The sequence below is a fragment of the Streptomyces sp. NRRL S-37 genome, assembly GCF_000721605.1.
Taxonomy (GTDB): domain Bacteria; phylum Actinomycetota; class Actinomycetes; order Streptomycetales; family Streptomycetaceae; genus Streptomyces.
The window spans coordinates 377,807-404,715 of sequence record NZ_JOIZ01000001.1; the positions used below are offsets into that span (position 1 = coordinate 377,807).

At 72.8% G+C, this 26,909-nt stretch carries 31 protein-coding genes; 8 read left to right on the forward strand and 23 right to left on the reverse strand.

Translation table 11 applies throughout. From position 1 onward, the window contains the following. Nucleotides 1-182 precede the first annotated feature (182 nt). Nucleotides 183-323, reverse strand: a complete 141-nt coding sequence (locus tag IH50_RS41915; RefSeq protein ID WP_199822026.1) for a hypothetical protein — start codon at nt 321-323, stop codon at nt 183-185. 159 nt (nt 324-482) lie between these two features. Between IH50_RS41915 and IH50_RS0101505 the strand changes: the two genes are divergently transcribed. The 3 genes from IH50_RS0101505 to IH50_RS0101515 all read left to right on the forward strand — a co-directional run bounded on the left by IH50_RS0101505 (nt 483) and on the right by IH50_RS0101515 (nt 1,949). Then, complete coding sequence (locus IH50_RS0101505; RefSeq protein ID WP_030856355.1) at nt 483-875, forward strand: DUF2795 domain-containing protein; 393 nt, start codon at nt 483-485, stop codon at nt 873-875. A 72-nt stretch (nt 876-947) separates the two neighbouring features. Further along, the gene (locus IH50_RS0101510) at nt 948-1,373 is read left to right on the forward strand and encodes a CBS domain-containing protein (RefSeq protein WP_030856357.1); all 426 of its coding nucleotides are present in this window, start codon (nt 948-950) and stop codon (nt 1,371-1,373) included. Between the two features lie 30 nt (nt 1,374-1,403). Beyond that, nucleotides 1,404-1,949 carry a type 1 glutamine amidotransferase domain-containing protein gene (locus IH50_RS0101515; RefSeq protein ID WP_030856359.1) on the forward strand — a complete coding sequence of 182 codons (546 nt, stop codon included), beginning with the start codon at nt 1,404-1,406 and terminating at the stop codon, nt 1,947-1,949. A 60-nt stretch (nt 1,950-2,009) separates the two neighbouring features. Here IH50_RS0101515 and IH50_RS0101520 read toward each other — a convergent pair whose 3' ends face one another. Then, on the reverse strand, nt 2,010-2,297 hold the full coding sequence (locus tag IH50_RS0101520) for a DUF6158 family protein (protein ID WP_030856360.1): 288 nt from the start codon (nt 2,295-2,297) through the stop codon (nt 2,010-2,012). 62 nt (nt 2,298-2,359) lie between these two features. On the opposite strand from IH50_RS0101520, the gene IH50_RS0101525 reads away from it, so the two are divergent. Further along, nucleotides 2,360-3,472 (forward strand): Vms1/Ankzf1 family peptidyl-tRNA hydrolase, encoded by a 1,113-nt coding sequence (locus IH50_RS0101525; RefSeq protein WP_030856361.1) that lies wholly within the window; start codon nt 2,360-2,362, stop codon nt 3,470-3,472. Nucleotides 3,473-3,478: 6 nt separating this feature from the next. On the opposite strand, the gene IH50_RS0101530 is transcribed toward IH50_RS0101525, so the two are convergent. Continuing rightward, nucleotides 3,479-5,098 (reverse strand): ABC-F family ATP-binding cassette domain-containing protein, encoded by a 1,620-nt coding sequence (locus tag IH50_RS0101530; protein ID WP_030856363.1) that lies wholly within the window; start codon nt 5,096-5,098, stop codon nt 3,479-3,481. A 145-nt stretch (nt 5,099-5,243) separates the two neighbouring features. Here IH50_RS0101530 and IH50_RS0101535 point away from each other — a divergent pair, with 145 nt between their 5' ends. Both IH50_RS0101535 and IH50_RS0101540 read left to right on the forward strand, forming a co-directional pair. Then, complete coding sequence (locus tag IH50_RS0101535) at nt 5,244-6,065, forward strand: methyltransferase domain-containing protein (RefSeq protein WP_030856365.1); 822 nt, start codon at nt 5,244-5,246, stop codon at nt 6,063-6,065. Between the two features lie 42 nt (nt 6,066-6,107). Next, nucleotides 6,108-6,278: a hypothetical protein gene (locus IH50_RS0101540; RefSeq protein ID WP_030856366.1), complete on the forward strand. Its 171-nt coding sequence runs from the start codon at nt 6,108-6,110 to the stop codon at nt 6,276-6,278. Nucleotides 6,279-6,412: 134 nt separating this feature from the next. On the opposite strand, the gene IH50_RS0101545 is transcribed toward IH50_RS0101540, so the two are convergent. The 13 genes from IH50_RS0101545 to IH50_RS0101605 form a co-directional block, all read right to left on the reverse strand. Next, the gene (locus IH50_RS0101545) at nt 6,413-6,745 is read right to left on the reverse strand and encodes a gas vesicle protein K (RefSeq protein WP_391794207.1); all 333 of its coding nucleotides are present in this window, start codon (nt 6,743-6,745) and stop codon (nt 6,413-6,415) included. Further along, on the reverse strand, nt 6,742-6,930 hold the full coding sequence (locus IH50_RS0101550) for a gas vesicle protein (RefSeq protein WP_030856368.1): 189 nt from the start codon (nt 6,928-6,930) through the stop codon (nt 6,742-6,744). The genes IH50_RS0101545 and IH50_RS0101550 overlap by 4 nt, the downstream gene beginning before the upstream one ends. Next, nucleotides 6,927-7,706 (reverse strand): GvpL/GvpF family gas vesicle protein, encoded by a 780-nt coding sequence (locus IH50_RS0101555; RefSeq protein WP_030856370.1) that lies wholly within the window; start codon nt 7,704-7,706, stop codon nt 6,927-6,929. Before IH50_RS0101555 ends, IH50_RS0101550 begins: the two co-directional genes overlap by 4 nt. Continuing rightward, nucleotides 7,703-8,044 carry a gas vesicle protein gene (locus IH50_RS0101560; RefSeq protein ID WP_030856372.1) on the reverse strand — a complete coding sequence of 114 codons (342 nt, stop codon included), beginning with the start codon at nt 8,042-8,044 and terminating at the stop codon, nt 7,703-7,705. Before IH50_RS0101560 ends, IH50_RS0101555 begins: the two co-directional genes overlap by 4 nt. Beyond that, nucleotides 8,041-9,186, reverse strand: a complete 1,146-nt coding sequence (locus IH50_RS0101565) for an SRPBCC family protein (protein ID WP_030856374.1) — start codon at nt 9,184-9,186, stop codon at nt 8,041-8,043. Before IH50_RS0101565 ends, IH50_RS0101560 begins: the two co-directional genes overlap by 4 nt. Then, on the reverse strand, nt 9,183-9,806 hold the full coding sequence (locus IH50_RS41505) for a hypothetical protein (protein ID WP_030856375.1): 624 nt from the start codon (nt 9,804-9,806) through the stop codon (nt 9,183-9,185). Before IH50_RS41505 ends, IH50_RS0101565 begins: the two co-directional genes overlap by 4 nt. Beyond that, nucleotides 9,803-10,069 (reverse strand): gas vesicle protein GvpG, encoded by a 267-nt coding sequence (locus tag IH50_RS0101575; protein WP_030856376.1) that lies wholly within the window; start codon nt 10,067-10,069, stop codon nt 9,803-9,805. Before IH50_RS0101575 ends, IH50_RS41505 begins: the two co-directional genes overlap by 4 nt. A gap of 4 nt (nt 10,070-10,073) precedes the next feature. Next, on the reverse strand, nt 10,074-10,847 hold the full coding sequence (locus IH50_RS0101580; protein ID WP_030856378.1) for a GvpL/GvpF family gas vesicle protein: 774 nt from the start codon (nt 10,845-10,847) through the stop codon (nt 10,074-10,076). Next, the gene (locus tag IH50_RS0101585; RefSeq protein WP_030856379.1) at nt 10,844-11,278 is read right to left on the reverse strand and encodes a gas vesicle structural protein GvpA; all 435 of its coding nucleotides are present in this window, start codon (nt 11,276-11,278) and stop codon (nt 10,844-10,846) included. The genes IH50_RS0101580 and IH50_RS0101585 overlap by 4 nt, the downstream gene beginning before the upstream one ends. Before the next feature lie 46 nt (nt 11,279-11,324). Further along, nucleotides 11,325-11,696, reverse strand: a complete 372-nt coding sequence (locus IH50_RS0101590) for a gas vesicle protein (protein WP_078913813.1) — start codon at nt 11,694-11,696, stop codon at nt 11,325-11,327. 108 nt (nt 11,697-11,804) lie between these two features. Further along, nucleotides 11,805-12,731: a non-homologous end-joining DNA ligase gene (ligD, locus tag IH50_RS0101595; protein WP_030856382.1), complete on the reverse strand. Its 927-nt coding sequence runs from the start codon at nt 12,729-12,731 to the stop codon at nt 11,805-11,807. Then, a complete protein-coding gene (locus IH50_RS0101600) occupies nt 12,728-14,575 on the reverse strand; it encodes a transketolase (RefSeq protein WP_030856383.1) in 1,848 nt (615 codons plus the stop codon). Before IH50_RS0101600 ends, ligD begins: the two co-directional genes overlap by 4 nt. Further along, nucleotides 14,572-16,044 (reverse strand): NAD(P)/FAD-dependent oxidoreductase, encoded by a 1,473-nt coding sequence (locus IH50_RS0101605; RefSeq protein ID WP_030856385.1) that lies wholly within the window; start codon nt 16,042-16,044, stop codon nt 14,572-14,574. The genes IH50_RS0101600 and IH50_RS0101605 overlap by 4 nt, the downstream gene beginning before the upstream one ends. A gap of 142 nt (nt 16,045-16,186) precedes the next feature. Here IH50_RS0101605 and IH50_RS0101610 point away from each other — a divergent pair, with 142 nt between their 5' ends. After that, nucleotides 16,187-17,149 (forward strand): LLM class F420-dependent oxidoreductase, encoded by a 963-nt coding sequence (locus IH50_RS0101610; protein WP_030856386.1) that lies wholly within the window; start codon nt 16,187-16,189, stop codon nt 17,147-17,149. 137 nt (nt 17,150-17,286) lie between these two features. Then, nucleotides 17,287-17,634, forward strand: coding sequence for a VOC family protein (locus IH50_RS0101615; RefSeq protein WP_030856387.1), 348 nt, complete (start codon nt 17,287-17,289; stop codon nt 17,632-17,634). Between the two features lie 61 nt (nt 17,635-17,695). Here the strand turns inward: IH50_RS0101615 and IH50_RS0101620 are convergent, their stop codons facing one another. The 7 genes from IH50_RS0101620 to IH50_RS0101650 all read right to left on the reverse strand — a co-directional run bounded on the left by IH50_RS0101620 (nt 17,696) and on the right by IH50_RS0101650 (nt 26,776). After that, nucleotides 17,696-18,250, reverse strand: coding sequence for a GNAT family N-acetyltransferase (locus IH50_RS0101620; RefSeq protein WP_030856389.1), 555 nt, complete (start codon nt 18,248-18,250; stop codon nt 17,696-17,698). Between the two features lie 59 nt (nt 18,251-18,309). Further along, on the reverse strand, nt 18,310-19,242 hold the full coding sequence (locus tag IH50_RS0101625) for a S66 peptidase family protein (protein ID WP_030856390.1): 933 nt from the start codon (nt 19,240-19,242) through the stop codon (nt 18,310-18,312). Next, nucleotides 19,239-21,203, reverse strand: a complete 1,965-nt coding sequence (locus tag IH50_RS0101630; RefSeq protein WP_030856391.1) for a prolyl oligopeptidase family serine peptidase — start codon at nt 21,201-21,203, stop codon at nt 19,239-19,241. The genes IH50_RS0101625 and IH50_RS0101630 overlap by 4 nt, the downstream gene beginning before the upstream one ends. 4 nt (nt 21,204-21,207) lie before the next feature. Then, entirely contained in the window at nt 21,208-22,512 is a 1,305-nt protein-coding gene (locus tag IH50_RS0101635; RefSeq protein ID WP_030856393.1) for a M20/M25/M40 family metallo-hydrolase, read from the reverse strand. Continuing rightward, the gene (locus IH50_RS0101640; protein WP_030856394.1) at nt 22,505-23,338 is read right to left on the reverse strand and encodes a M55 family metallopeptidase; all 834 of its coding nucleotides are present in this window, start codon (nt 23,336-23,338) and stop codon (nt 22,505-22,507) included. Before IH50_RS0101640 ends, IH50_RS0101635 begins: the two co-directional genes overlap by 8 nt. 102 nt (nt 23,339-23,440) lie before the next feature. Further along, nucleotides 23,441-24,163 (reverse strand): class I SAM-dependent methyltransferase, encoded by a 723-nt coding sequence (locus IH50_RS0101645; protein WP_030856397.1) that lies wholly within the window; start codon nt 24,161-24,163, stop codon nt 23,441-23,443. 141 nt (nt 24,164-24,304) lie between these two features. Continuing rightward, on the reverse strand, nt 24,305-26,776 hold the full coding sequence (locus tag IH50_RS0101650; protein WP_030856399.1) for a SpoIIE family protein phosphatase: 2,472 nt from the start codon (nt 26,774-26,776) through the stop codon (nt 24,305-24,307). Between the last annotated feature and the right edge of the window lie 133 nt (nt 26,777-26,909).

Sequence of the window (26,909 nt, forward strand, 5' to 3'; positions counted from 1 at the left end):
TCCCCTCCGGAGGGTGCGTGCCGGGCCGCCGGTCGGGCGGGGGTGTGACGACAGAGCCTGGGGGACGGGCGGTCACCGCGGTGGGCGCGCCCGTCGGGGACGGGGAGCGTCCGGAGCGGCGTGACGCCGCCTCCACGGACGTGCCTCCTGTCCGAAGCACTGGAGGTGCGCCTGCCCCCGACTCACCGTCCCAAACTCCCCCACCGGGTTTCGGGCGGATCGGTCTCGGGCGGTGCGGGCGGGAGCACGACGTCCTCGTAGCGGCCCAGCATCAGGATCACGCCGAGCATGAGGGGCGGGATGAGCACGGCGAGCACCGCCATGGCCTGTCCTTTCCGGGAGGCGCGTGGGGGGCGTGGGACGCGGGTCTCCCGCCCTCCGGCGGCCAAACCCCGGCCCGTGACGATCCGGCACCCGAACTCCTGTGTCGCCCTCCGCTCCCCGGGTACGCGGTGCGCACCCCGAAGGATCTGGAGGGAGACATGCAGCGAGGCAGCGACCGGCTCAGCGTCCACCGCGACGACGAGATGAAGCACGAACTGCAGGGTCTGCTGCGGTCCGGGCACCCCACCCGTACCGAGGAGTGGCACGACCCGGAGCCGTTCGCCGACGACGACCCCGAGGTCACGTACGGCCCGGTGACGCCGGGCCGCGGCCCGACGTCACTGGAGTCGGTGCGGCTGGAACTGGCCAGGATCCTGGGCCGCGGGGCGTTCCCCGCGGGCCCGCGTGAGCTGATGCGCGCCCTGGACCGGCGGTACGCGCCCGACACCCTCATCGAGGCGTTGGAGCGGCTGCCGCACAAGGCCCGCTACAACAGCGTCCAGGAGCTGGCCGAGGCGCTGACCCGGTCCCGGGAGACGGAGACCGCGTAACCGGCCCGTCCGGGGCACCGCGGCCGGTTCGCGGTGCCCCGGCGGCCGGGATCGACAGGGAGGGCTTCGGTCATGGCCGAGTTCGTCAAGGACGTCATGACTCCGGGCGTGGTCGCCGTACGCCCGGACGCCTCGATCGTCGAGGCGGCGCAGCTGATGCGCACCCAGAACATCGGCGACGTGGTGGTGGCGGACGGGCAGCGGGTCGTCGGCGTGCTCACCGACCGCGACATCACCGTCCGCGCGGTCGCCCGGGGCGCGGACCCGCTCGGGACGAGCGCGGGGTCGGTGTGCACACCGGACCCGTTGACGCTCGCCCCGGACGATCCGGTGTCCTCGGCCGTCGCCCTGATGCGGGAGCACGCGATACGCCGGATCCCGGTGGTCGAGGGCGGTCTGCCGGTCGGCCTGGTGAGTCTCGGCGATCTGGCCGAGGCGCGGGAGCCCGGCTCGGCGCTGGCCGACATCAGCCGCGCGGAACCGGACGGGAAGAGCTGAACGAGCGGAACGAAGGGACGTAGTGCCATCATGCGAATCGCATTCCTGACCGCACCCGAGGGTGTCGAGCAGGTGGAGCTGACCGAGCCGTGGCAGGCGGCCGTGGACGCCGGTCACGAAGCCGTGCTCGTGTCGACGGGCCCGGGGAAGATCCAGGCGTTCCACCATCTCGACAAGGCGGACACCTTCCCCGTGCAGGAGGTCGTCGGCGAGACGTCGGCGGACTCCTTCGGTGGTCTCGTGCTGCCGGGCGGGGTCGCCAACCCGGACTTCCTGCGCATGGACGACAAGGCCGTCGCCTTCGTGCGGGACTTCTTCGAACAGGGCCGGCCGGTCGCCGCGATCTGTCACGCCCCCTGGACCCTCGTCGAGGCCGACGTCGTCCGGGGCCGGGTGCTGACCAGCTGGCCCAGCCTGCGGACCGACCTGCGCAACGCCGGCGCCACCTGGGTCGACGAGCAGGTGAAGGTCTGCGACCACGGGCCGAACAAACTGATCACCAGCCGCAAGCCGGACGATCTGAAGGCCTTCTGCGAGACGTACCTCGAGGTGTTCGAGGCCGAGCAGGCCTCATAAGAGGCCGAGCAGGCCCCGTAAGGTCCCGAGGTCCGGGACATACGGGTCCAGGGCCCGGGATCAGGTGCCCGGGGTCGTGGGTGTCGTGGTGTCCGCGGCACTCCGCTCCCGGGCACCTTCGCGGGTGCGGCCCGCGGCCACCGGGCGGCGCGGATTGCGGCGCAGGTACTCGCCCTCCAGTTGCGCCATCCGCTCGTTGTGGGCGCGCAGCGCGTCGTTGGAGCCGTACAGCAGTGTGTCGTGGCGCGTGCGGTGGATGGTCTCCAGCTCCTTCATGAGCTGCTGGTCGTCCAGGCGGTCCGGCTCGACTCCGGTCATCGTGGTGCCCCGCTCGTCGTGTGTGTCCATACGGTCCGGGTACCCGCCCGGCCGGTACAGGCACTACCCCGAACGGCAACCGGGAGGGAGCCATGGAACTCGCTTTCCTGCATCCACTCTACGAACGTCCCGGCCCTTGGGCCTCCGTCTACGTCGACACCTCCCGGCACACGGAGCACACCCCTCAGGAACGGCATCTGACGGCGCAGGCGATGGCCCGGGAGCTGGCGGACCAGGGCGCGGACGAGGCGACCTGCCAGGCGGTGCGCCACGCGCTGGAGGATCTGCGGCACTCCTCCGAACCGCACGGCCGCGCGCTGTTCGCCCGGGACGGCGAGGTGGTGCTCGATCCGCCGCTGGCCCGGTCCCCGCAGCGCGACTGGGCCCAGTGGGCGCCGCTGCCCCGGGTCGCGCCGCTGCTGGAGCTGGCCGGCGAGGACCCGGTGTGCGTCGTCGCGTACGTCGACCGCAAGGGCGCGGACTTCGAACTGCGCAGCGCGCTCGGCCGGGACGACGCCGGCGGTGTCACCGGGCGGCAGTGGCCGCTGCACCGGACCGGTTCCGTCGACTGGTCGGAGCGCCACTTCCAGCTACGGGTGGAGAACACCTGGGAGCACAACGCCGCGGAGATCGCCGACGCGCTCGCCGTCTGCCACGAGGAGACCGGCGCCGATCTGCTGATCCTGGTCGGTGACGACCGTGAGCGGCGCTCCGTGCACGAGCGGCTGCCGCAGCGGCTGCACGACCTGGTGGCCGAGGCCTCGCGCGGGGCCGGCAGCAGGCTGCTGGACGAGGACGTGGAGGGGATCCGCGCGGAGCACGTCCACGACCGGGCCGCGGCGGAACTGGAGCGGTTCCTCGCCGCCCGGAGCCCCGACGACGAGGGCCGCGCGAGCGCGGTGGAGGGCGTGCCGGCGCTGGTCGAGGCCGCGCGCGAGCACCGGATCGACGAGCTGCTGATCCGGCCGGACGGGCCGGACGCGCACCGGGAGGTGTGGATCGGTGAGGATCCGGACCAGCTCGCGGTGCGGCGTACGGATCTGAAGGTGCTCGGTGAGCAGAACTCCTGGTCGGCGCGGGCGGACGACGCGCTGATCCGGTCGGCGGTCGCGACGGACGCGCCCGCGCTGTCGGTGTCCCTGGCGCCGGACGCGCCGGACGACGCACCGGTCGGCGGACTGGGCGCGCTGCTGCGCTGGAAGTGAGCTCCTCTAGCGCGCCCGTTCCACCCGGCGTTCGTCCCACACCGGTTCGGGGGTCTCCCTGACACGGCCGTCGCTGCCGAAGACCAGGAAGCGGTCGAAGGAGCGGGCGAACCAGCGGTCGTGGGTGACGGCGAGAACCGTGCCCTCGAAGCCCTCCAGGCCTTCCTGGAGGGCTTCGGCCGATTCCAGGTCGAGGTTGTCGGTCGGCTCGTCGAGGAGCAGGGCCGTGACGCCCTGGAGTTCCAGGAGCAGGATCTGGAAGCGGGCCTGCTGGCCGCCGGAGAGCCGGTCGAAGGTCTGCTCGGCCTGCTGGGTCAGCTCGTAGCGGCGCAGACGTGACATGGCGGCGCCCCGGTCCTGGGAGTGTTCGGTCCACAGGATGTCCAGGAGGGTGCGGCCCAGCAGTTCGGGGTGGGCGTGGGTCTGCGCGAAGTGTCCGGGCAGCACACGCGCGCCGAGTTTCCAGTTCCCGGTGTGGGCCACGTCGTCGCCGGCGAGCAGCCGCAGGAAGTGCGACTTGCCGGAGCCGTTGGAGCCGAGCACGGCGACCCGTTCGCCGTAGAAGACCTCCAGGTCGAAGGGTTTCATCAGGCCGGTGAGTTCGAGCCCCTCGCAGGTGACGGCGCGGACACCGGTACGGCCGCCCTTCAGGCGCATCCTGATGTCCTGCTCGCGCGGGGGCTCCGGCGGGGGCCCGGCCTCCTCGAACTTGCGCAGCCTGGTCTGGGCGGCGCGGTAGCGGGACGCCATGTCGGGGCTGTTCTCGGCGGCCTGGCGCAGCGTCAGGACGAGCTTCTTCAACTGCGCGTGCTTCTCGTCCCAGCGGCGGCGCAGTTCCTCGAAGCGGGCGAAGCGCTCCTGCCGGGCCTGGTGGAAGGTGGCGAAGCCGCCGCCGTGCACCCATGCGTCGGCGCCCGCGGGCCCCGGCTCCAGGGAGACGATCTTCTGGGCGGCGCGGGCGAGGAGTTCGCGGTCGTGGGAGACGAACAGGACGGTCTTGCGGGTCTCCGCGAGCCGTTCCTCCAGCCAGCGCTTGCCGGGCACGTCGAGGTAGTTGTCCGGCTCGTCGAGCAGCAGCACCTCGTCGGTGCCGCGCAGCAGCGCCTCGAGGACCAGGCGCTTCTGTTCGCCCCCGGAGAGGGTGCGGACCTCGCGCCACTGCGCCTTCTCGTACGGCACGCCCAGCGCGGCCGTGGTGCAGATGTCCCACAGCGTCTCGGCCTCGTACCCGCGCGCCTCGGCCCAGTCGGAGAGGGCCTGCGCGTACGCCATCTGGGCGGCCTCGTCGTCCACCGTCATGATCGCGTGCTCGGCGGCGTCGACGGCGCGCGCGGCCTCGCGGATCCTGGGCTGCGCCACGGACACCAGCAGGTCGCGCACGGTCGTGTCGTCCCGTACGGAGCCGACGAACTGGCGCATGACGCCGAGGCCGCCGGTGACGGTGACGGAGCCGCCGTGCGGCTTCAACTCGTCGGCGAGGAGGCGCAGCAGGGTGGTCTTGCCCGCGCCGTTGGGTCCGACGAGGGCCACGACGGCCCCCTCCCCCACCCGGAAGGAGACATCGCCCAGCAGCGCCCTCCCGTCGGGGAGGTGGTACTCGAGGTGCGCGGCTTCCAGATGACCCATGATGGGGATTGTGCGGGGTCGCCGGTGCGGGGGCAAACGGGTTTCGAGCGGAATGGCGTCCATGATGTGAAACAGCGGTCTCACCATGCGGGTGGCGGGCGTAGCGTGAGGGTCCTCCTACGAGAGTGGAAGGGGTGGGTTCGTCATGCCGGAAGCGCGGGAGACCGCCGTCTACACGCACGGCCACCACGAGTCGGTGCTGCGGTCGCACACCTGGCGGACCGCCGAGAACTCGGCGGCGTATCTCCTCGGGGCGCTCAAGCCCCACATGCGGATCCTGGACATCGGGTGCGGGCCCGGCACCATCACCGCCGACCTGGCGGGGCTCGTTCCCGACGGGCACGTCACCGGTCTCGACCGGGAGCCGGGGATCCTGGAGCAGGCCCGGGCGGTGGCCGGCGAGCGGGGGCTGACGAACACCGACTTCGCGGTGGGGGACGTGCACGCGCTGGACTTCCCGGACGACACGTTCTGCGTGGTCCACGCCCACCAGGTGCTCCAGCACGTGGGCGATCCGGTGGGGGCGCTGCGCGAGATGCGGCGGGTGACCAGGCCGGGCGGGTTCGTCGCCGTCCGGGACGCGGACTTCGCGGCGATGACCTGGTACCCCCTGTCGGCGGGCATGGACGACTGGCTGGACCTCTACCGGCGGGTGGCCCGGGCCAACGGCGGCGAGCCGGACGCCGGGCGGCGGCTGAAGTCCTGGGCGCTCGCCGCCGGCTTCACGGACGTCACCGCGACCTCCGGCACCTGGACCTTCTCGACTCCCGGGGAGCGGGCCTGGTGGAGCGGCCTGTGGGCGGACCGTACCGTGGCGTCGGCCTATGCCGAGCGGGCGGTCGACGGCGGCCACGCCACCCGGCAGCAACTGCGGGAGGTGGCCGGGGCGTGGCGGGAATGGGGCGAACGGGACGACGGCTGGTTCAGCGTGCTGCACGGCGAAATTCTCTGCCGCAAGGATGTCTGAACCGCGTTTTCCGGGACATCAGGATGTCAGGAGGTAGACATTATGGTTCCCATTCTTCTGGTTCTGCTGCTGGCCCTGATCCTTTTCGGTGCCGGATTCGCGGTAAAGGTTCTCTGGTGGATCGCCCTGGCGGTTCTGGTCGTGTGGCTCCTGGGGTTCTTCATGCGCAGTACGTCGGCGGGCGGAGGCAGGAGCCGGTGGTACCGGTGGTGAGATGACGGAAAATCCCCGGGACTTCTCGGTCCCGGGGTTTTTTTCGTGCCGGAATTCAATTCGGTAGCGGTGATGTCCCGTGCCGGGCTCAGTCCCGAGGGCGTGCCGGACTCAATCCGGGGGCCGTGCCGGGCTCAGTCCCGGGGAAGCAGCGGTCCGAGCGGCCCGAGGTCCAGATTCAGGTCCTCGGGCCGCAGTCCGTAGCGGTTCCGCAGCTCCGCCATGCGGTCCTCGAGCAGCATCAGGGTGAGCCCGACCCGCTCCTCCTGCTCCTCGGTCAGGTCCCCCTCGTCGAACCGGCGCACCGCCTGCCGCTCCATGAGCTGGCGCAGCAGTTCCACGACGGTGAGCACCAGCTTGATCAGGTCGCGTTCGACCGTGTCCGGCTCCAGGTCCAGGCTCCTGCTCCGGCTGCCGTGCGGTTCGATGTGCGGCTCGACGTGCCGGTCGTCGGGGGCTGCCGTCACTGCGACTCCTCGAAGGGGGACGGGACCCGCGCGTTCACCGAGCTGATGAGCGCGTTGAGGTCGATACGGACCAGGTCGACGTCCGCGATGCGCAGCGTGATGTCCCCCTTGATGACGACCCCGCCGGCCAGAAGCCGGTCGAGCAGGTCCACCAGGGCTATCTCGCGGCGTTCGACGACGGTCACGGACCCTCCTCCTCGGCGATGTCCTCACCGGCGAACGAATAGGCGGCCCAGGGACCGGTGAGTTCGACACGTATTCCGGGCGCGCCGTCCTTCGTACGCTCCACCTTTTCCACGAATTCCTCGGAATCCACCCGGGGGACAAGATAGGCGGCATTGAGCACATTGCGCCCGGAGGCGCCGGAGAGCGTGGGATTCTGCGGTGCGTGCAGCCGGCAGTCCTCGGCGGCCCCGGACAGGGTCTCGTGCAGCCGGGTCGCGAACGTCTCGGCGCGCTGCCACAGATCGTCCTGCGATTTCGTCCGCTCCCGCCGCTGCCGCAGATAGTCACGGCCGGACACCGGTTTCGGCGCGGGCGCGGCGGGGGCGTCCGGTGTCCGGTCCGGCTCGACGTAGACCTTGACGCCCCACTCGACCCGGCCCTCCAGCCGGTCCAGGGTGCGCAGGAAGCTCTCCTCGCGCGCCTCCATCATGGTCCGTACGCCGCTGTCGTCGCGGAACACGGTGCCGAGCCGCAGCGGCAGCGGGGTCGTGACGGTGGTGAGCGCGTCGATCACGCCCTGGTGGGCGCGGGCGACCGCGGTCAGCCAGTCGAGGTCCTCCAGATGCGCGCGCAGCGGTTCCTCCGCGAAGTCCGCCTCGGGCACATGGCTGACGACGGCCACCAGGCCGTGGTGAGGCAGCAGCCGGGGCGGATCGCCCGCGACTCCGGTCAGCTGTGCCTGGAGCGGCGTGCCGTAGGGACGGCAGACCGCGTAGACGTACCGCAGTCCGGTCACGGACCCTCCTCCTGTGCGCGGCGGGGCGCCGGCCCCAGTTCCTCCAGCCGGGCCAGCCGTTCCCGCAGCTCCGCGTTCTCCCTGGCCAGTTCGTCGCGCCGGGCGCGTGAGGAGAGCGCCGGGTCGGACTCCCACCAGTCGATCCCCATCTCCTTGGCCTTGTCGACGGAGGCGACGACGAGGCGCAGCTTGATGGTGAGGAGTTCGATGTCCAGCAGGTTGATGCGGATGTCCCCCGCGATCACGACGCCCTTGTCGAGCACCCTCTCCAGGATGTCGGCGAGATTGGCGCCGCTGCTCTGGCCGTACGGCTCGGGAAGCCGGCTGGGGGTCGTCATCCGCGGCTCCGGCTCTCGGGCCGCTCGTCCTCGACCTCGTCCTCGTACGGGTACTCGTCCTCCGGGTACTCGTCCTCCTCGGACTCCTCCGGTTCCTCTTCCTCTTCTTCCTCGTCCTCTTCTTCGTCTTCGTACGCGTCCTCGTCCTCGGGCTCGTCCTCGGACTCCGGCTCGTACTCCTCCTCGGGCTCGTCCTCGGACTCCGGCTCGTACTCCTCTTCCTCTTCGCGGTCGCCGGCGGAGGTCTCGTCCTCCTCCTCGGCGAGGGCGTCCTCGTGGCTGCGGACCACCTCGCCGTCGCGGATCTCGCCCCGCCAGCCGTCCTCGGCCTCGCCCTTGAGGGTGATGAAGCGGGCGAAGTGCTTCAGGTCGAGCCGGGCGCGACGGCCCTGGGCGCGCCAGATGTTGCCCGTCTTCTCGAAGAGGCCCGAGGGGTAGTACTCGATGACCAGCAGGACCCGGGTGAGGTTGTCGGCGAGGCGGTGGAAGGAGACGACGCCCCTCGTCGTGCCCTTGGCGCCCTCCGAGGACCAGGCGATGCGGTCGTCGGGGACCTGCTCGGTGGTCTTCGCCTTCCAGCTCCGGTTGGACCACCAGATCTTCGCCTGCCAGTCCGACGTGGTGTCGTCGGACTTACTGGCGCTCTTGACGCCCTTGGCGAAGGTGCTGAAGTCCTGGTACTGGGTCCACTGGTCGTACGCGGTGCGCAGCGGGACCCCGACGTCGATGTACTCCATGATGACGGTGGGCTTCTGGCCGGCGGACTTCTTGCGCTTGCCCTTGCCGCCGCCCAGGCCCTTGAGCGCGCCCATCACGTTGTCCTTGGCCCGTGAGGCACCGAGTTCGACGGCACTGCGCAGCGGGCTCTTGCCCTCGGCGAGCTTGCGGCCGCCGTCGAGGGCGAGCTTGGCGAAGCCCGGGCTGTTGCCCTCGGCGATGTCGTTGAGCTTGTTCGTGGTCTCGCCGAGCTTGTGACCGAGGCCGGTCAGCAACCGGGTGGCCTGGGCCGCGAGGTAGTCCTGCAGCTCGGCCTTGAGCCGGTCGGCGGCCTCGCTGTGGGCCACGCCGGCGAGCGGGTTCTTCGCCGCCCCGTCCGCGCTGTCACGTGCGGCGGAGCCGGCCCGTCCGAGGGTCTCCGTCATCGCTCACCGCCTCCCTTCGCCGTGCGGGAGCGGGCGCCGCGGGCCGCGGCCGCGGTCTTCTTGGCGGCCGCCTTCTTCGCCGGAGCCGTCTTCTTCGCCGCCGCCTTCTTCGCGGGGGCGGCCTTCTTCGCCGGGGCCTTCCTGGCCGGCCGCTCGGAGGCCGGCTCGTCAGCCTGCTCCCGGTCCTCCTGCTCCCGGTCCTCCGCCCGCGCGTCCTCGCGGCCCTCGTCCTCACGGGCCGCGTCCTCGTCCCCGCGTTCCTCGTCCTCGGCGTGTTCCGCGTCGGCGTCCTCCCGCGGGCCTGCGCCCGTCAGCCGGTCCCGCATGCCGGCGGTACGGCCGTGCAGCCGGTCGGCGAGGGAGTCGAGCTGGCGCTCGACCAGCGCGCCGGAGGCCGCCTTGCCGACACCTCGCAGCTCACCGCGGAGCTGATCGCCGATCTCCTTGAACTGCGGGTTGTCCCGAAGCTGCTGGGACACCAGGTCCGCGACCATGCGCGGACTGAGGTTCAGCTTCTTGCCCGCCACCAGGCCGCCGACGGCGACCGCCATCTTCAGTTTCTTCGTCCGTCCGAGGAGATATCCGGCCCCGATCGCGAGGCCCAGTCCCATGCGGTTCATCGTGGTGCCGTCCCGTCCCCTGTACCCGCGCCGGTGCGCGTCGCTGTCTCCAACCGGTCGAGGAGTTCGTCCTCCTGCCGGTCGAACTCCTCCTCCGTGATCTCTCCGGCCTCCAACCGCTCCTCCAGCCGGGCCAGTTCGGCCCGTATCGTGGCGGGGTCGTAGTAGATGCGCTCCGCCTCCCGCAGCACCTGCCGGATGGCCCAGCCGCTGCCGCGCACCGGGGCGAACGGCAGCAGCAGGACCTCCGAGATCAGGCCCATGTCGTCACCCCGCTCCGGTGTCCGTCCCGCCGGCCGCGGTGCCCGCCGGCTCGGCCGGGCCGGGCTCGACGAAGCTGTACGGCGGCAGGGGGCCGTTCAGACGTACTTCGAGGTGGGGCAGGTCCTTGCGGGCCTGTTCCACCGCTTCCAGGAACTCCGCCGCCGCATCCCGCTTCACCAGGTACGACACGTTGGCGAGCCAGCCCGTGGACTCGGGGCCCACGCTCACCGCGTCGGCGACCGGTTCCAGGACGCGCTCCAGCGCGACGGCGTCCTCGGCCTCCTTGGCCTTGACGGCGGCGGCGACCATCTCACCGAGCTGGATCTTCTGCTCGTAACTGCCGCCGCCGGACTTCCGGTTGGCCTCTGCGAGGGCGCGGATCTCCGGATTGCCGGCCATCACGTGGTGCAGGACGGCGTCCTCGACGTGGTTGGCCTTGACGTTGTACTCGACCCGGCCGTCCAGGGCCCGCAGCCGCTCCGCGTAGTGCTCGGCGCGCTCGGCGAGGACACCGGTGACGGCGTCGTCGTCCGCGGCGACGCTGCCGAAGCGCATGGGCAGCACACAGCCGGCCGCGCCGGCCTCGCTGAGCACGTTCTGGTGGGCGAGCAGCTCCCTGCGCTTGGGACGCAGGCCCTCGGGGGCGTCACTGACCAGGGCGGCCAGTTCGCCCACGCGCAGGACGCGCACCGGAAGCTGCGGGTCGCCGACACCGTCCACACCCTCGGGAAGGCCGGGGTGCGAGGCCGCCGTGATGCCGTAGACGTACGTGCTCACTCCTGCTCCTCCTTCCGGCGGGCCGAGGTGCTCTTGCGGGCCCGCGGCCGTGACTCGGTCTCGCGCTCGGAACCGTCCTCACGCGCCTGCTTGAAGGCACCGGATATGGTCTCGGCTGCGCCGGACAGCGCTCCCTTCGACTTGCCGCGGGCGCCGGACTCGGTGACCTCACCGACGATCTCGGGCAGACCCGGGCTCTTGCGGGGACCCGCCTCCAGGTCGAGGCGGTTGCACGCCTCGGCGAAGCGGAGATAGGTGTCGACGCTGGCGACGACGACACGGACGTCAATCTTGAGAATCTCGATGCCGACCAGGGACACGCGCACGAAGGCGTCGATGACGAGCCCCCTGTCCAGAACAAGTTCAAGCACGTCGTAGAGGCCGCTGCTGCCGCCTCCACCACCGGTCTGCTGTGCCGGTACGACTGTCATGCCGACTTTTCCTCCTTGTCTGTGGGTGTGGGTCCACTTGGGCGGCCTACCGGCCGCCGGGCCGATGTGCGTCGGCCCGCCCACGCTCGTAGCGGCGGACGCGCCGGTACCCGGTGAGCTCGCCGTCGGAGTCCAGCTCGACCTGGTAACTCGCCATCAGGCTCATCGTGTCGGGCACCCGCTCGAGTTCGAGGACCTCCACCTCCAGCGCCCAGCCCTCCTCCGTCTGCTCGAAGGACGACACGGACTCGGCCTCCATCCCCGTGAGCTCCGCGAGCTGGCCGCGCGCCCGGCGCAACAGCTCCATCGGGCTCGGCGGTTTGGCGGTTCGGGTGCTGTCCGTTTTCTTGTGGGATTCTTGCGAGTCCCGGGTTTCCTGTGAATCTTGTGACTCTTCGGTGTTCTTTGTGTTCGACATGGCCACCTCCCCCTTCGTGTGGCCGCAAGTGTGTTCGCCAAACCTCTGTGCGCTCAGCCGTTCCCCACGGCCGGGCCTCGCGCCCGGTCGGCAGGGGGCCGGCGCCGCTCAGTCCCGCAGTGCGGCCAGCCGGCGGCGGGCCGGTCCGAGGGAGCGGCCCCGGCCCGGCAGGCCGGCCCAGGGGTCGGTGCGGGCCTGCTCGACGGCGTCGGCGACGGTCCAGCGGCGGGCGTGCAGGTCCGGGTCGCCGAGCTGGTCCCAGGAGACGGGCACGGCGACGGGAGCGCCGGGCAGGGCGCGGACCGTGTAGGGCGCGACGGCGGTCTGCGCGTAGGCGTTGCGCTGCACGTCGAGGTAGAGCCGGTCACCGCGGTCCTTCTTGCGGGCGGCGGTGGTGAGCCGGTCGGGGTGGGCGGCGGCGAGGGTGTCGGCGGCCTCGCGGGCGAAGGCGCGTACGTCGTCGAAGTCCTGGGTCCCGCTCAGCGGCACGACGACGTGCAGCCCCCGGGAGCCGGTGGTCATCAGGGCGGACGGCAGTTCCAGCTCGTCCAGCAGCTCCCTCAGCAGCCGTGCGGCCTCCCGCACCGTCTCGAAGTCGTCACCGGAGGGGTCCAGGTCGAACACCAGCCGGTCCGGGTGGTCGGTCCGGTCGGTGCGGGACAGCCAGCGGTGCAGGGTGATGCTCGCCTGGTCGACGAGGTAGAGGAGGGTGGCGGTATCGTCGCACACGGTGTGCGTGACGGTGCCGTCCTCCTTGGCGACCTCGGCGCGGGTGATCCAGTCCGGGTAGCCGTCCGGGGTGTTCTTCTGCATGAACGTGGGGCCGTCGATGCCGTCCGGGCGCCGGTCCAGCATCAGCGGGCGGCCCCGCAGGTGCGGCAGCATGAACGGGGCGACGGCCCGGTGGTAGTCGACGAGGTCGCCCTTGGTGTACTCCCCGGTGCTCCCGCCGCCGGGGAAGAGCACCTTCCCCGGCCTGCGGATCTCCACCGAGCGACGGCCGGCCCGTACGGTGCGCGCACCGTCGCCGCTCACGACACGATCGCCTCCCCCACCAGCAGCCGGCCGGCCGCCGCGATCGACTCCGCGTCGATGCCGGCGGCACGCAGCTGCTCCTCCGGGGAGGCCGAACCCGGCATCTCGCGCACGGCAAGGCGCACCAGGCGCGGTACGGGGCTCCCGTCGGCGAAGGCCTCCGCGACCGCGTCCCCGAGGCCGCCCTCCGGGTGGTGGTCCTCCACCGTCACCAGGCAGCCGGTCTCCTCGGCGGCCGTGCGCAGCGTCTCCCGGTCGACCGGCTTCACCGAGTACAGGTCGATCACCCGCACGGCGATGCCCTCTCCCTCCAGGGCCTCCGCGGCGGCCAGCGCCTCGGGCACGGTGACGCCCGCCGCGACGAGGGTGAGCCGGTCGCGGCCGGAGGAGCGCAGGACCTTGCTGCCGCCGACGGGGAACTCCTCGTCGGGGCCGTAGATCACCTCGCTCGCGCCACGCGAGGTGCGCAGGTAGCGGATGCCGTCCAAGCCGGCCATCGCGGCGACCAGCCGCGCGGTCTGGTTGGCGTCGCACGGGTACAGCACGGTCGAGCCGTGCACCGCCCGCATCATCGCCAGGTCCTCCAGGCCCATCTGGCTGGGGCCGTCCTGGCCGATGGCGACGCCCGCGTGCGAGCCGACGAGGTTGATCCCGGAGCCGCTGACCGACGCCATGCGGATGAAGTCGTGGGCGCGGGTGAGGAAGGCCGCGAAGGTGGCGGCGTACGGCAGCCGGCCGCGCGTGGCCATGCCGACCGCCGCGGCGACCATCTGCTGCTCGGCGATGTAGCACTCGAAGTAGCGCTCGGGGTGTTCCTTGGCGAAGGCCTCCGCGCGGGTGGAGTCGCCGACCTCCCCGTCGAGGGCGACGACGTCGCCGCGCGCGGTGCCGAGGGCGGCCAGCGCCTCGCCGAAGGCGTTGCGGGTGGCCACCTCCTCGCCCTTGTCCCAGCGGGGCAGGTCGGGCCGCCCGGTGTGCCCGGCGGGCGGCGCCCCGTCGGCGGACGGGGCCTCCACCCGGATGCGCAGGTCGCGGGGGCCGCCGAGCTCGGCGATGGCCTCCTCGGCGTCGGGCAGCGGCTTGCCGTGCAGTCCCTCGCGGTCCTGGACCGCCTCGACGCCCTTGCCCTTGAGGGTGCGGGCGAGGATCGCGGTGGGCTGGCCCTGGGTGGACAGGGCCTCCCCGTAGGCGCGGTCGACGGCGTCCACGTCGTGGCCGTCCACTTCGACGGTGTGCCAGCCGAAGGCCTGGAAGCGGCGGGCGTAGACGTCCAGGTCGTGGCCGTGCCGGGTGGGGCCGCGCTGCCCGAGCCGGTTGACGTCCACGATCAGCGTGAGGTTGTCCAGGTGTTCGTACGCGGCGTGCTCGGCGGCCTCCCAGACGGAGCCCTCGGCCAGTTCGCTGTCGCCGCACAGCACCCACACCCGGTAGCCGGCGTGGTCGAGCCGCTTCCCGGCCAGCGCGATGCCGACGCCGACGGGGAGCCCCTGGCCGAGCGAGCCGGTGGCCGTCTCGATCCAGGGCAGCCGGCGGGGGGTGGGGTGCCCTTCGAGGCGGCTGCCGTTCTTGCGGAAGGTGAGCAGTTCCTCGTCGTCGATGGCGCCGGCCGCCTTGTAGACGGCGTACATCAGGGGCGAGGCATGGCCCTTGGAGAGGATGAAGCGGTCGTTGCCCGGGTGGTCGGGACGCTCGAAGTCGTAGCGGAGGTGGCGGGCGAACAGCACGGCCGTCAGGTCCGCCGCGGACATCGACGACGTGGGGTGCCCGGAGCCCGCGGCGGCCGCGGCGCGGACACTGTCCACCCTCAACTGCTGCCCGAGCTCGACGAGTTCACCGGTGCTCATGAGTCTCCTTCGGTGGGGCGGTCGGTGCGCTTGACGGGCCCGGGCGCGACATCGGGACCGGGCGGCGGCTGATCGGGGGGCGGGGTGACGGCGGGCCGGTCCTTCGCGGGCTCACCACCGGGCTGCTTCTTCGCGGGCTCGCCTCCGGACGGCTGTCCCCGCCCCGGCTCGCCCGGCACCCGCGCCAGTTCCGGTGACGCCGTGTCCAGCGGCACCGACCAGGACCGTACGAGCCCCAACTGGACGGCCTGACGCGGCAGTACGGCGTCGAGGAGCCAGTCGGCGGCGACGCGCACCCGGTTGCCCGGCATCGCCGCGAGGTGGTAGCCGCGGGCGACCGCTCCCGCCGCCGGCCCGGACAGGTTCACGCCGAGCGGGTTGGCGGCGGCCTTGACGCCGCCCAGGTCCACCACGAACCCCATGTCCTTGTGCCGGTAGGCGCGCCGCTCACCGTCGCCGAACGACGCGGCGATGTTGTGCGCGCACACCTTGCCCTGCCGCCAGGCGTGCTGCGCGGTCATCGGGGTGAACGAGCCGGGCTTCTCCAGGTCGGGCACCGCGGCGGCGTCCCCGCAGGCGAACACCTCGGGCCGGCCCGGCACCTGAAGGTGCGGGTCGACGAGCAGCCGGCCGCGTTCCATGGGCAGTCCGAGGGACTCGGCGAGCGGGTCGGGGCGCACGCCCACGCACCACACCAGGGTCTTGGTGTCGACGAACTCCCCGTCGGTCAGCAGCACTCCGTCGTGCGTGGCCTCCTTCACGGAGGTACCCATCCGCACGTCCACGCCCCGTTCCCGCAGCACGGTGTCCGCGGTGCGGGAGAGGCGTTCGTCCAGTTCGGGCAGGACCCGGTCGGCGATGTCCAGGAGCAGCCAGCGCGGGCGCATCCCGGTCCGCATCGGATGCCTGGCGACCTGCGCGTCGGTGAAGAGCTGCCCGTGCGCGGCGACTTCGGTGCCGGTGTAGCCGGCGCCGACCACGACGAACGTACAGCGGGCGGCGCAGTTCTTGGGGTCGTCCGCGGCGGCGAGCTCCACCTGCCGGGTCACGTGGTCGCGCAGGTACAGCGCCTCGGGCAGGCCGCGGAAGCCGTGGGCGTGCTCGGCGACACCGGGGATCGGCAGCAGCTTGTTGACGCTGCCGGCCGCGAGGACCAGCCGGTCGTAGTCGAGGGTGCCGCCCTCGCCCTCGGGTCCGGTGTAGTGGACCTGCCGCGCGTCGAGGTCGATGCGGTCGGACTCCCCCAGCACCAGCTTCACGTGCGGCAGCGTGCCGGAGAGGGAGACGGTGACCCGGCGGGGTTCCAGGACGCCGGCGGCGACCTGGGGCAGCAGGGGCAGGTACAGGAAGTAGTCGGTCGGGTTGAGCAGGACGATCTCGGCGCGGCCACGGGCCCTTTTGGAGAGCGTCCGGGCCGTGCGGTACCCGGCGAAGCCGGCACCGACGATCACAATACGAGGTCGACTCACGGTTCGCCTCCGGCGCTGTCGCGGACGTCGGGAGACTTCCGCGTCCCCCTGACCGGGTCCGCCAAACGTCCGCCGGTTTCCGCCGGGCCCCCCGGGTACCCGGTCCGGGACCCGAACCGCCCACGTCACGGAGGCGCCCCCCATGCCCGAGTACGGCTATTTCCTCTCGTGCGAGCAGTACGGTCCCGCCGAGCTGATCGAGCAGGCGCGGATGGCCGAGCAGGCCGGGTTCCAGGCCCTGTGGATCTCGGACCACTACCATCCGTGGAACGACGAACAGGGGCAGAGCCCGTTCGTGTGGTCGGTGATCGGCGCGCTGTCCGAGGCGGTGTCGCTGCCGGTGGGGACGGCGGTGACCTGCCCGACCGTGCGGACGCACCCGGCGGTGGTGGCGCAGGCGGCGGCCACGGCCGCGGTGATGTCGCCGGGGGGGTTCCGGCTGGGCGTGGGCACGGGCGAGGCCCTGAACGAGCACATCCTCGGAGACCACTGGCCGCCCGCGCACGTACGGCTGGAGATGCTGGAGGAGGCCATCCAGGTGATGCGCCGGCTGTTCTCCGGCGAGGAGGTCAACCACCACGGCACGCACTACACGGTGGAGAACGCCCGCCTGTACACCGTGCCGGACGAGCCCGTGCCGATCGACATCTCGGGCTTCGGGCCGGCGGCGACCAAGCTCGCCGCCCGGGTCGGCGACGGCTACATCACGATGATGCCGGACGCCCCGATGGTGGAGCAGTACCGCAAGGGCGGGGGCGGCGGCAAACCGGTCAGCGGCGGCACCAAGGTCTGCTACGGCACCGACCGCGACGCGTGCGTGCGCACCGTGCACCGGCTGTGGGCGAACGAGCTGCTGCCCGGCGAACTGGGCCAGGTGCTGCCCTCGCCCAGGCACTTCGAGCAGGCGCAGACGCTGGTCACCGAGGACATGGTGCGGGAGAACCGGGTGTGCGGCGACGACGTGGACGAGCACGTCGCCGAGCTCCGCCGGTTCGCCGACGCGGGTTTCGACCGTGTCTACGTCAACCAGATCGGCCCCGACCTGCGCGGTTTCTTCGACTTCTACCGCACCAAGGTGCTGCCGCGACTCCAGCAGACCGGCTGACCGGCTGACCGGCTGACCACGAAAGGACGGACCGACGCCGGAACCGCACCGCCTCGGCGTCCGTGTCCCCACCGTGCCGGCCGACGCCCCCGAGGCCGGCTCCCCTTGCCGCGGCGGCCCCAACTAGGCTCGTCCGCATGGAGATTCTGGGTGCCACACTGCGTGTCTGCGTCGACGACATCGAGACCGCCATCCCCTTCTACGAGCGGCTGGCGGGCGGCAGGGCCCTCCGGTTCGAGCGGGGCGGCGTCCAGGTCGCCGCGGTCGGCTGCTTCCTGCTGATGAGCGGTCCCGCAGCCGAACTGGACGTGCTGCGCAGGGTCGCCGCGACCCTGGCGGTCAAGGACGTCGAGGAGACCGGCCGGGTGCTCGCGGAGATGGGCGCCGACATCCTCGCGGGCCCGCTCCCCACCCCCGTGGGCCGCAACCTCATCGCCCGGCACCCGGACGGGGCGGTCTACGAGTACGCGGACCGCCACTCCTGACACGCCCGGTCACGGCGCGGGCCTCCGCCTCCGCACGGGGAACCGGGCACGGGGCCGGGCGTCAACGGCCCGCCGTCATCTCGCTGGTGATCGCCCAGCGCTGGTGGTCGCGCCAGGCGCCGTCGATGAAGAGCATCTTCGGCGAGAAGCCCTCCAGGCGGAACCCGCAGGCGCGGGCGAGGGCGATGGAAGCGGCGTTGCCGGGCTGTACGTTGATCTCCAGGCGGTGCAGCCGCATCGGGCCGAAGGCGTACCGCACCACGAGGTCCAGGCCCTCGCGCATCAGTCCGCGCCCGGCCGCGTGCGTGAAGGCGCCGTAACCCAGCGCACCGCACAGGAAGCCGCCCTCGACGATGTTGTTGATGTTGATGAACCCGGCGAGGGCGCCGTCCGCCTCCTTCTCGCAGACCAGGAACCCCGCCTTGGTGGGATCCTCGATCAGCCGCCCCGCGTACGCGGCGTACGCGCTCTGGCTGTCCGGCGGGAACAGCCAGGGGTGGTGGAGGTCCTTGCTCTCCCGGGCGCGGGCGGTGAACTCGGCGCCGTCCGCGTGGGTGAAGTGACGGAGCCCCACGCGGCGGCCTTCGGCGAGGTAGCGGGAAGCGGTGTGCGGCACCCCGCCACCCTACGACGGGCCCGCGCGCGACGCGTGCCGGTCGGCTCGACGCCGGTTCGTCAGCTCAGCGCCGGTTCGTCCAGGGTCAGGGTGCCCGCGTCGGCGTCGAGTTCGGCCGTGACGCCGAAGGGGACGGTGAGCGCGTCGGCGCAGTGCCCGAACCCGAACTGTTCGGCCACCGGCACCCCGAGGCCGCCGAGCCGGTCGGCGAGCAGCGCCCGCACCCCGTCGTACGGCTCGCACCGCGCCCAGGAGCCGAGCAGCAGCCCGGAAACCCCGTCGAGCCAGCCGGCCCGCAGGAGCTGGGTGAGGTAGCGGTCGAGCCGGTAGGTCTCCTCCCCCACGTCCTCCAGGCAGAGCAGTCCGCCGCGCGCGGAGGGTCTGGTGTGCGGGGTGCCGAGGTCGGCGGCGAGCAGGGAGAGACATCCGCCGAGGGTGATCCCGCGCGCCCGGCCGGGGACGAGCGCGGTGCCGTCGGAACGGATGGTGCGGACCGTGTCGGGGGCGAGGAGGGTCGCCCTGAGGTGGTCCTGCGCCCGCGCGCTCTTCACGAAGTCGATGCCCGCGGCCATCGGCCCGTGCAGGGTGACCAGGCCGAGCCGGACCGCGAACGCCTCGTGCAGCGCGGTGATGTCGCTGAACCCGACGAACACCTTCGGCCCGGCGGCCCGCATCGCCTCCCAGTCGAGCAGGTCGACCATGCGCTGGACGCCGTAACCGCCGCGGGCGCAGATCACCGCGTCGACGTCCGGGTCGCACCAGGCGGACTGCAGATCGGCGGCCCGGTCGGCGTCGCCGCCCGCGAGGTAGCCGAACTCGCCGTGCCGGTCCAGGACATGGGGGCCCGTCACGGGGGCGAGGTCCCAGCCGCGCAGTACGTCGAGCCCGGCCTGGAGCCGCTCCTCGGGCACCGGACCGCTGGGTGCGACCACGGCCACCCGGGCGCCGGGGGCGAGGCGGGCCGGCCGGCGCAGTGCTCGGACCCGGCTCATGTGCCCAGCTCCAGGGCCGGCACGCCGGGCGGTCTCATCCCGAACACCTGGGCGTACAAGTGCAGCTCTGCCTCCAGGGCTCGCACCATGGTCTCCGCCCGCCGGAAGCCGTGCCCCTCGCCCTCGAAGGTGAGATAGGCGTGCGGCACGCCCCGGCCGGCCAGCCGGGCCAGGAACCGCTCGCACTGCGCGGGCGGGCAGATCACGTCGTCCAGTCCCTGGAGCATCAGGAACGGCGCGGTGAGCCGGTCGGCGTGTGCGGCGGGCGAGCGTTCCGCGTACCGCTCGGGCACCTCGGCGCGCGGGCCGATCAGGCTCTCCAGGTACTGGGACTCGAAGTCGTGGGTCTCCCCCGTGCCCCAGCCGGTGAGGTCGAGCACCGGGTAGCTGATGGTGCCGCAGGCGTAGACGTCGGTCGTGGTGAGCGAGGCGGCGGCGGTCCAGCCGCCGGCGCTGCCGCCCCGGATGGCGAGCCGGCCGCGGTCGGCGGTGCCCTCGTCGGCGAGGGCCAGCGCGACGGCGGCGCAGTCCTCGACGTCGACCACGCCCCACTGTCCGCGCAGCCGGTCGCGGTACTCCCGCCCGTATCCGGTGGAGCCGCCGTAGTCGACCTCGGCGACGCCGATGCCGCGCGAGGTGAAGTAGGCGATCTCCAGGTCGAGCACGAGCGGCGCCCGGCCGGTGGGACCGCCGTGCGCCCGGATGACGTACGGGGGCCGCTCGTCCGCGGGGCCGGCGCACCCGGGGTGGTGCGGGGGGTACACCCGGGCGTGGATCTCCCGGCCGCCCGGTCCGGTGAACGTGCGGACCCGCGGCTCGGGGTAGTACGCCGGGTCCACCGCGTCCTCGTGGCGGGCGCCGATCACCCGGGCGTGACCCGTCCGGGTGTCCAGCTCCACCACCTCGTGGCCGCTGCGCGGTCCGGCGCCGGCGGCGACGACCCGCTCGCCGTGCGCCGCGAGGGTGGGCGCGAACTCGCTCCACGGGCCGGCGGCGTCGACGAGCTCGCAGGTCTCCGGGTCGAGGACGCCGAGCACGGGTGCGCCCCGGCCGTGCAGGACGGCGATCAGGCCGCTGTCCAGCGGGGCGAACCAGCGCAGCCCCAGCTTCCACAGCGGTCCGCCGAACTCCTCCTCGCGCGGGCAGACCGGCTCCCCGTCCCGGTAGAGGTTCCACCAGCCGGTGCGGTCGCTCGCGTACAGCAGCCGGCCGTCGGGGGTCCAGTCGGCCTGGGCGACGGACTCCTCGGGTCCGCCGGCCACCGTGCGGGCCTCGCGCAGGGTGCCGTCGGCCAGGACGTCGGCGACGAGCAGTTCGGTGCCGTCCCACGGCATGCGCGGGTGGTCCCAGCCGAGCCAGCAGGCGCGCCGCCCGTCCGGCGCGAGGCGCGGCCCGGTGACGAACCGGTGCCGGCCGTCGCTCAGTTCCCGTACGGTGCCCCGGTCACCGGCGGCGGAGCCGTCCAGCGGTACGGCGGCCAGGACGCGGCGCACGTCGCTGGGGCCGTCGCCGGTGAACTCCTCCAGGACGCACCACACCTCGTCGCGGTCCGGCGGCAGCACCGGATCGGCCCAGCGCAGCCCCTGCCCGACCGGGGACACGGGGGTGAGCGGGCGGGGCTCGCCGCCCGGCTCGTACCGGTAGAGGCGCTGGTCGGCGAAGTTCACGAACACCACGAGCGGGACACCGTCCCGCACGGTGCCGGCCCAGGGCCGGCCGCCGTACTCGATGACGCGGCTCCGCACGTTCCACGGCGCGGGCAGGGCCGGCTCCTCGGTGCCGTCGGCGTGCCGCCGCACGAGTGCGCGGCGGCCGCCCTCGGCGGGCCGGGGCTCGGTCCACCACACCTCGTCGCCGACGAAGCCCACGAACTCGGGGCCGCCGTCGTGGGCCGCGGCCGTGGCCGCGTCGATGGGCGAGGGCCACTCGCCGTACGCCAGGGTCCGCACTGTCTCCCCCATCCGCTCAGGCCGTCCGCAGGAACCGGTCGAGGACCCGGACACCGAAATGGAGCGCCCCGACCGGGACGCGCTCGTCGACGCCGTGGAAGAGCGCCTGGTAGTCGAAGCCCTCCGGCAGCCTCAGCGGCGCGAACCCGTAGCCGGTGATGCCCAGCCGGGAGAACTGCTTGGCGTCCGTGCCGCCGGACATGCAGTACGGCACCACGTGTCCCTCGGGCGCGAACGCCTCGACGGCGGCCCGCATCCGGGCGTACGTCGGGGAGTCCACCGGTGCCTGGAGCGCCACCTCGTGGTGCTCGAACTCCCAGTCGACGTCCGGTCCGGTGAGCCGGTCCATGGTCGCGCGGAACTCCTCCTCGGCACCCGCCAGATACCGTCCGTCGACGTGCGCCACGGCCTCCCCGGGAATCACGTTGACCTTGTAACCGGCGTCCAGCATCGTCGGGTTGGCGCTGTTGCGGACGGTGGCCTCGACGAGCTTGCCCGCCGTGCCGAGCTTGTCCAGCAGGGTGTCCACGTCCGACAGGTCCGCCTCGATGCCGTACACGGCGGCGAGCTCGGTGAGCGCGGCCCGCACGGTCGGGGTGAGCCGCAGCGGCCACTGGTGCTCACCGATACGGGTGACGGCGGCGGCGAGGCGGGTCACCGCGTTCTCCCGGTTGACCTTGGAGCCGTGCCCGGCCCGGCCGCGCGCGGTGAGCCTCATCCAGGCGGTGCCGCGCTCACCGGCGGCGATCGGGTAGATCTGCCGTCCGCCGCCGTCGTGGAAGGTGAACGCGCCCGACTCGCCGACGCCCTCGGTACAGCCCTCGAAGAGGTGGGCGTGCCGGTCGGCGAGGAACCCGGACCCGTCCTCGGCGCTGGCCTCCTCGTCCGCGGTGAACGCGATGACGATGTCCCGCCGGGGCCGTACGCCCTCGCGCGCCCAGGCCCGCACCACGGCGAGGATCATCGCGTCCATGTTCTTCATGTCGACCGCGCCGCGCCCCCAGACGACCCCGTCGCGGACCTCCCCGGAGAACGGGTGCACGCTCCAGTCGGCGGCCTCCGCCGGGACGACGTCCAGATGGCCGTGGACGAGCAGCGCGCCGGCCGACGGGTCGGTGCCCTCCAGGCGGGCGACGACGTTGGCGCGGCCCGGAACGCGCTCCAGGAGCACCGGCTCGAGTCCCGCCTCGGCGAGCCGCGCGGCGGCGTACTCGGCGGCGGGCCGCTCCCGGCAGTCGCCCCCGCCCCTGTTGGTCGTGTCGATCCTGATCAGGTCGGACGTGAACGTCACGACCTCGTCCAGGGCCCGCTCGTCAGCCATACTGCTCCTCCACCGCGGCCGAGGCGATCGTGGTGACCGCCTTGAAGACGCGGATCCCGTCGTACATGGTCCCGCTGGTGTACGCCACCTTCCGCTCACCGACGCGGGTCACGCCCGGCACGACGGTGACGGCCATCGCCAGGTGCTCGGCGTCGAACTCCACCGCGACGGTGAACGGCCCGCCGTCGACGGGCTTCCGGCGCACCGCCAGCGCGGCCGCCTCCTCGGCCGCCGCGCGGATGTCGGCGGCCGTCCGGGCGGGGGTACGGCACACCGCCGCGTACCGGGACACATGGTCCTTGACGGCGACCTTCAGCGCCTCGGGCGCGTAGCCGAGCGCGTCCTCGCAGGCGACGTCGTCACCGGTCACCAGGACCACCGGCACCCCGTACTCGGCGGCCACATGCGCGTTGAGCAGGCCCTCGCTGGCCCGTACGTCGTTGACCCACACCCCGGTGACGGAGTTGGCGAGGAAGGTGTGCGCGAGGACGCCCTCCATGCCCGCGCCGGCGTGGTAGCCGATGAACGCGATGCCGTCCACGTCGCCGTGCTGCACGCCCTCGACCATGGACAGGGCCTTGTGCCGCCCGGTGAGCATCTCGGCCCGCTCGTCCAGCCGCTCCAGGAGCAGGTTGCGCATGGTCCAGTGGGCCTCGTTGATCAGCACCTCGTCGGCGCCGCCGTCGAAGAACCCCCGCACGGCGGCGTCGACGTCCGAGGTGAACAGGGACCGGCACCGCTCCCACTGGGGGGTCCCCGGCAGCACGTCGGCCGGCCAGGTGACGCCGGTGGCACCCTCCATGTCGGCGCTGATGAGGATCTTCATGCGGCACACGCTACGTGGTTCCGCCGAATCCCGGCCAGCCTGTGGACAACTCTCACCGGTCCGGACCGGTGACGGGCGCATCGCTCCTCACCAGGCGTTTGCCTACGGCCGTCCCGTCAGGAACCAGAGGGACGGCAGGGCGATACGGGTGCCGTCGGGGCCGTGTTCCGTGGTGGTCAGCGGCAGGGTGCCGTGCGCCAGCACGGTCAGTCCGGCCGCGGTCAGGAGCTCGGGCACGGCCGCGTCGTCGACCTCGCCGGGGGCTATGCCGTGCCGCAGGACCGGCGCGAGTTTGGGCGGCGGGCCGTCGGGGCCGGCCGCGAGGCCCCGCAGGACGGCTCCGGCGGCCTCGGAGGGCTCGACGAGGAAGGCCCGGCCGCGGTCGCCGACCAGCGTGGCGACGGCGTCCGCCAGCGCCTGCCGGTCGTCGGGCTCGCACTGGTGCAGCACACCGCGCAGGTACACGTTGGCGTCGCCGAGTTCGGCGTGCAGCTCCTGCGTCCCGGCCTTGTCGACGGCGTCCAGCAGCCGGTACGCCGCCCGCCCGGCCGGGTCGGCGGCGCGGGCGCGGTCCAGGGCGGCGGCGGAGAGGTCGGCGCCGAGGACGTGCGGGAAGCGGTCGGCGAGGAAGCGGGTCTGGGTGCCGTTGCCGCACCCGAGGTCCACCAGGGGCAGCCAGGGGTCCGTCAGACGCGGTTCGAACAGAGCGAGGTGGCGGGCCACCGTCAGGGCGGGCTCCGCGTCCCAGAACACGGCCCCCTCCTCGTCGGGTGCCTCACGCCAGAAGCCCTCCCAGGCCTCCCGGTACCGACTCGTCACGCTCATGACCGACTCCCCAGGGTGCGACGCCGACCCGCCCCGTGTGACGGGCCAGTACGGTGTATCGCGCCCCGGGCGCGCGGACAAGCGCCCGGCGGATTCCTTCACGGCCCGTTCGCCCCGGCGTGCGCCGTGTACCACCGGCGCTCAGCGTCGTCGCGGCAGTGTCAGTTCGAACCACACGCTCTTGCCGGTCGTCGTCCGGCTGGTGCCCCACTGGCGGGCCAGGGTGCTGACCACGCGCAGTCCCCGCCCGAACTCGTCCGCCGGCCGCGCGTCGAGCAACGTCGGCAGTTCGTGGTCGTCGTCCTCCACCTCGCACAGCAGCGTGTCGCCGCGCACCAGCCGCAGGGCGACGGGGCGGGCGTGGGAGTGCAGCACGGCGTTGGTGACGAGTTCGCTCACCATCAGCTCGGTGCTGTCGGCGAGCTTCGGCAGCCCCCAGTCGTAGAGCTGCTCGCGGACCACCGCGCGGGCCCGGCCGACCTCGGACGGCTCGGGGACGAGCCGCCATTCGGCGACGTCGTCGGGGTCGATGCCGCCGAGGCGTGCCATCAGCAGGGCCACGTCGTCCTTGCGGCCGCCCTGGGTGTTGAGCGCCCGGATGATGGTGTCGCAGGCGTCGTCCATGGAGGCGGCCGGGTGGGCGGCGGACTCGCACAGCGTGGCGAGCCCGACGCCGATGTCCTCGCCGCGCACCTCGACCAGTCCGTCGGTGCACATCACCAGCCGGTCACCGGGCTCCACGGGCACGCGCGCCGTCTCGAAGGGCACCCCGCCGACGCCGATGGGCGCCCCGGTGGGCAGGTCGAGCAGTTCACTGCGCCCGTCGGCGGCACGCACCAGCACGGGCGGGATGTGTCCGGCGTTGGCGAGACGCAGCTCGCCCGCGATGGGGTCGTAGACGGCGTACAGGCAGGTCGCGAGGTAGGTGTCACCGAGCCGCTGGGCGAGGTCGTCGAGGTTGCGCAGGAGTTGCGCGGGCGGCAGGTCGAGTGCGGCCATGGTCTGCACGGAGGTGCGCAACTGGCCCATCATCGCGGCCGAGTTCAGCCCGTGTCCCATGACGTCGCCGACGACGAACGCGGTACGGGCGCCGGGCAGCTTCACCGCGTCGAACCAGTCGCCGCCGATCCGCCCGAGCAGGGTGCCCGGCAGATAGCGGGTGGCGATGTCGCAGCCCGCCATGCGCGGCGGGATGTGCGGCAGCATGCTGTCCTGGAGCGTCTCGGCGACGTTCTCCTGGTACGTGTACATCCGCGCGTTGTCGAGCACGAGCCCCGCGCGGGCGGCGAGTTCGGCGCCGGTGACCCGGTCCATGTCGTTGAAGACCTGCCGCTCCGGATGGCGCAGCAGGATCATGAAGCCGAGGACGACGTGGCGGGCCTTCAGCGGGACGACCAGCATGGACCGTCCGGTGATCAGCGGCCGGATGTCGCGCTTCTCGAACTGCGAGGCGATGGCGTGGCCCATCTCCTCGCTGATGCGCGGCACGAGGACGGGTTCGCCGGTGGTCATGCACTGGAAGAACGGGGTGTGCGCCGGAAAGGGCATGGCCTCGCCGACGGGGACGACGTCGTCCCAGCGGCCGGGTTCGTCGGTGTGCTCCAGGGCGACCCGGTGCCACAGGGTGGTGGTGTCCGGCACGCCCTCGTCGAATCCCTCACCGGCGACGACCTGTTCGCGCAGATAGGTGCCGGCGACGTCGGTGAAGCGGGGCACGACGGCCTTGCTGACCTCGACGATGGTGCGGGAGAGGTCGAGGGAGGTGCCGATCCGGGAGCTGACCTCGTTGAGGAACTCCAGGCGTTCGCGGACGGCGGCGTACTCGAGGTCCTCGCCCTCGTCGCGCAGTTCCTCGGGCACCGGCTCGCCGGCCGCCAGCGCCCGCGCGGCCCGTTCGCGGCGCTCCCGGCGTTCGACGCGCCGGGGCACGCCCCAGTCGGGGGTGACGGGCACCCGGTCGTTCCGGCTGAACTCCAGGATGGGGTAACCCAGTTCGAGGATCTGGGCGACGATACGGGCGCTGTCGCCGACGCTCATGCTGGGGAGGATCTCGGGGAGCCGGCGGGCGAGCTCCTCGGAGCCGGGGAAGTCGGTGTGCAGGGCGAAGCCGGGCGCGATCCGTTCGAACGTCCCGGCCTCGTCCGTGCGCAGCAGTCCGTCCGCGTCGGCGGCCAGCACCAGCAGCCGCTCGCGTCCCGGGCCCACCAGCGGGTAGGCCCACCACAGCACGTCGACCCGTCCGGCGTCGGCCGCGGTCAGCCGGGCCCGGCCCGCCGCCGGGTAGGACAGGCCTCCGCCGAGCGAGGCGCCGAGGCCGGGCCCCAGATCGTCGTAGGCGGCGTACGCCCCGTAGGGCTCCTCGTCCCCGGACTCCCCCGGTTCCTCGGGCAGGGCCCCGGTCACGGGCAGCAGGTCGGCCGCCGGGCGGCCGATCGCGTCCTCCTTGGCGAGGGAGAACAGGCGCCGCGCGCCCCTGCTCCAGTGGGAGACGAGTCCGTCGCGGTCGACCACGACCACGGCCAGCGGGATACGGCCGGCGCCGCCCCGTTCGGTCGCCGCGCCGTCTCCCGCGCGGCGTTCCGGAGGTGCGTCCCGCTCGGTGCCACGGTCCATGGCCCAGGCCCTCTCTCCCCCGGCTGTGCAAGATCTGTACCGCCGTCACCACCGTACGGCCACGGTCGGCCGCGATGTGCGCCAACGCGGGAATTGCCCGCCCGTGCTCGCACCGGCGTGCGTTCCCGCGCGT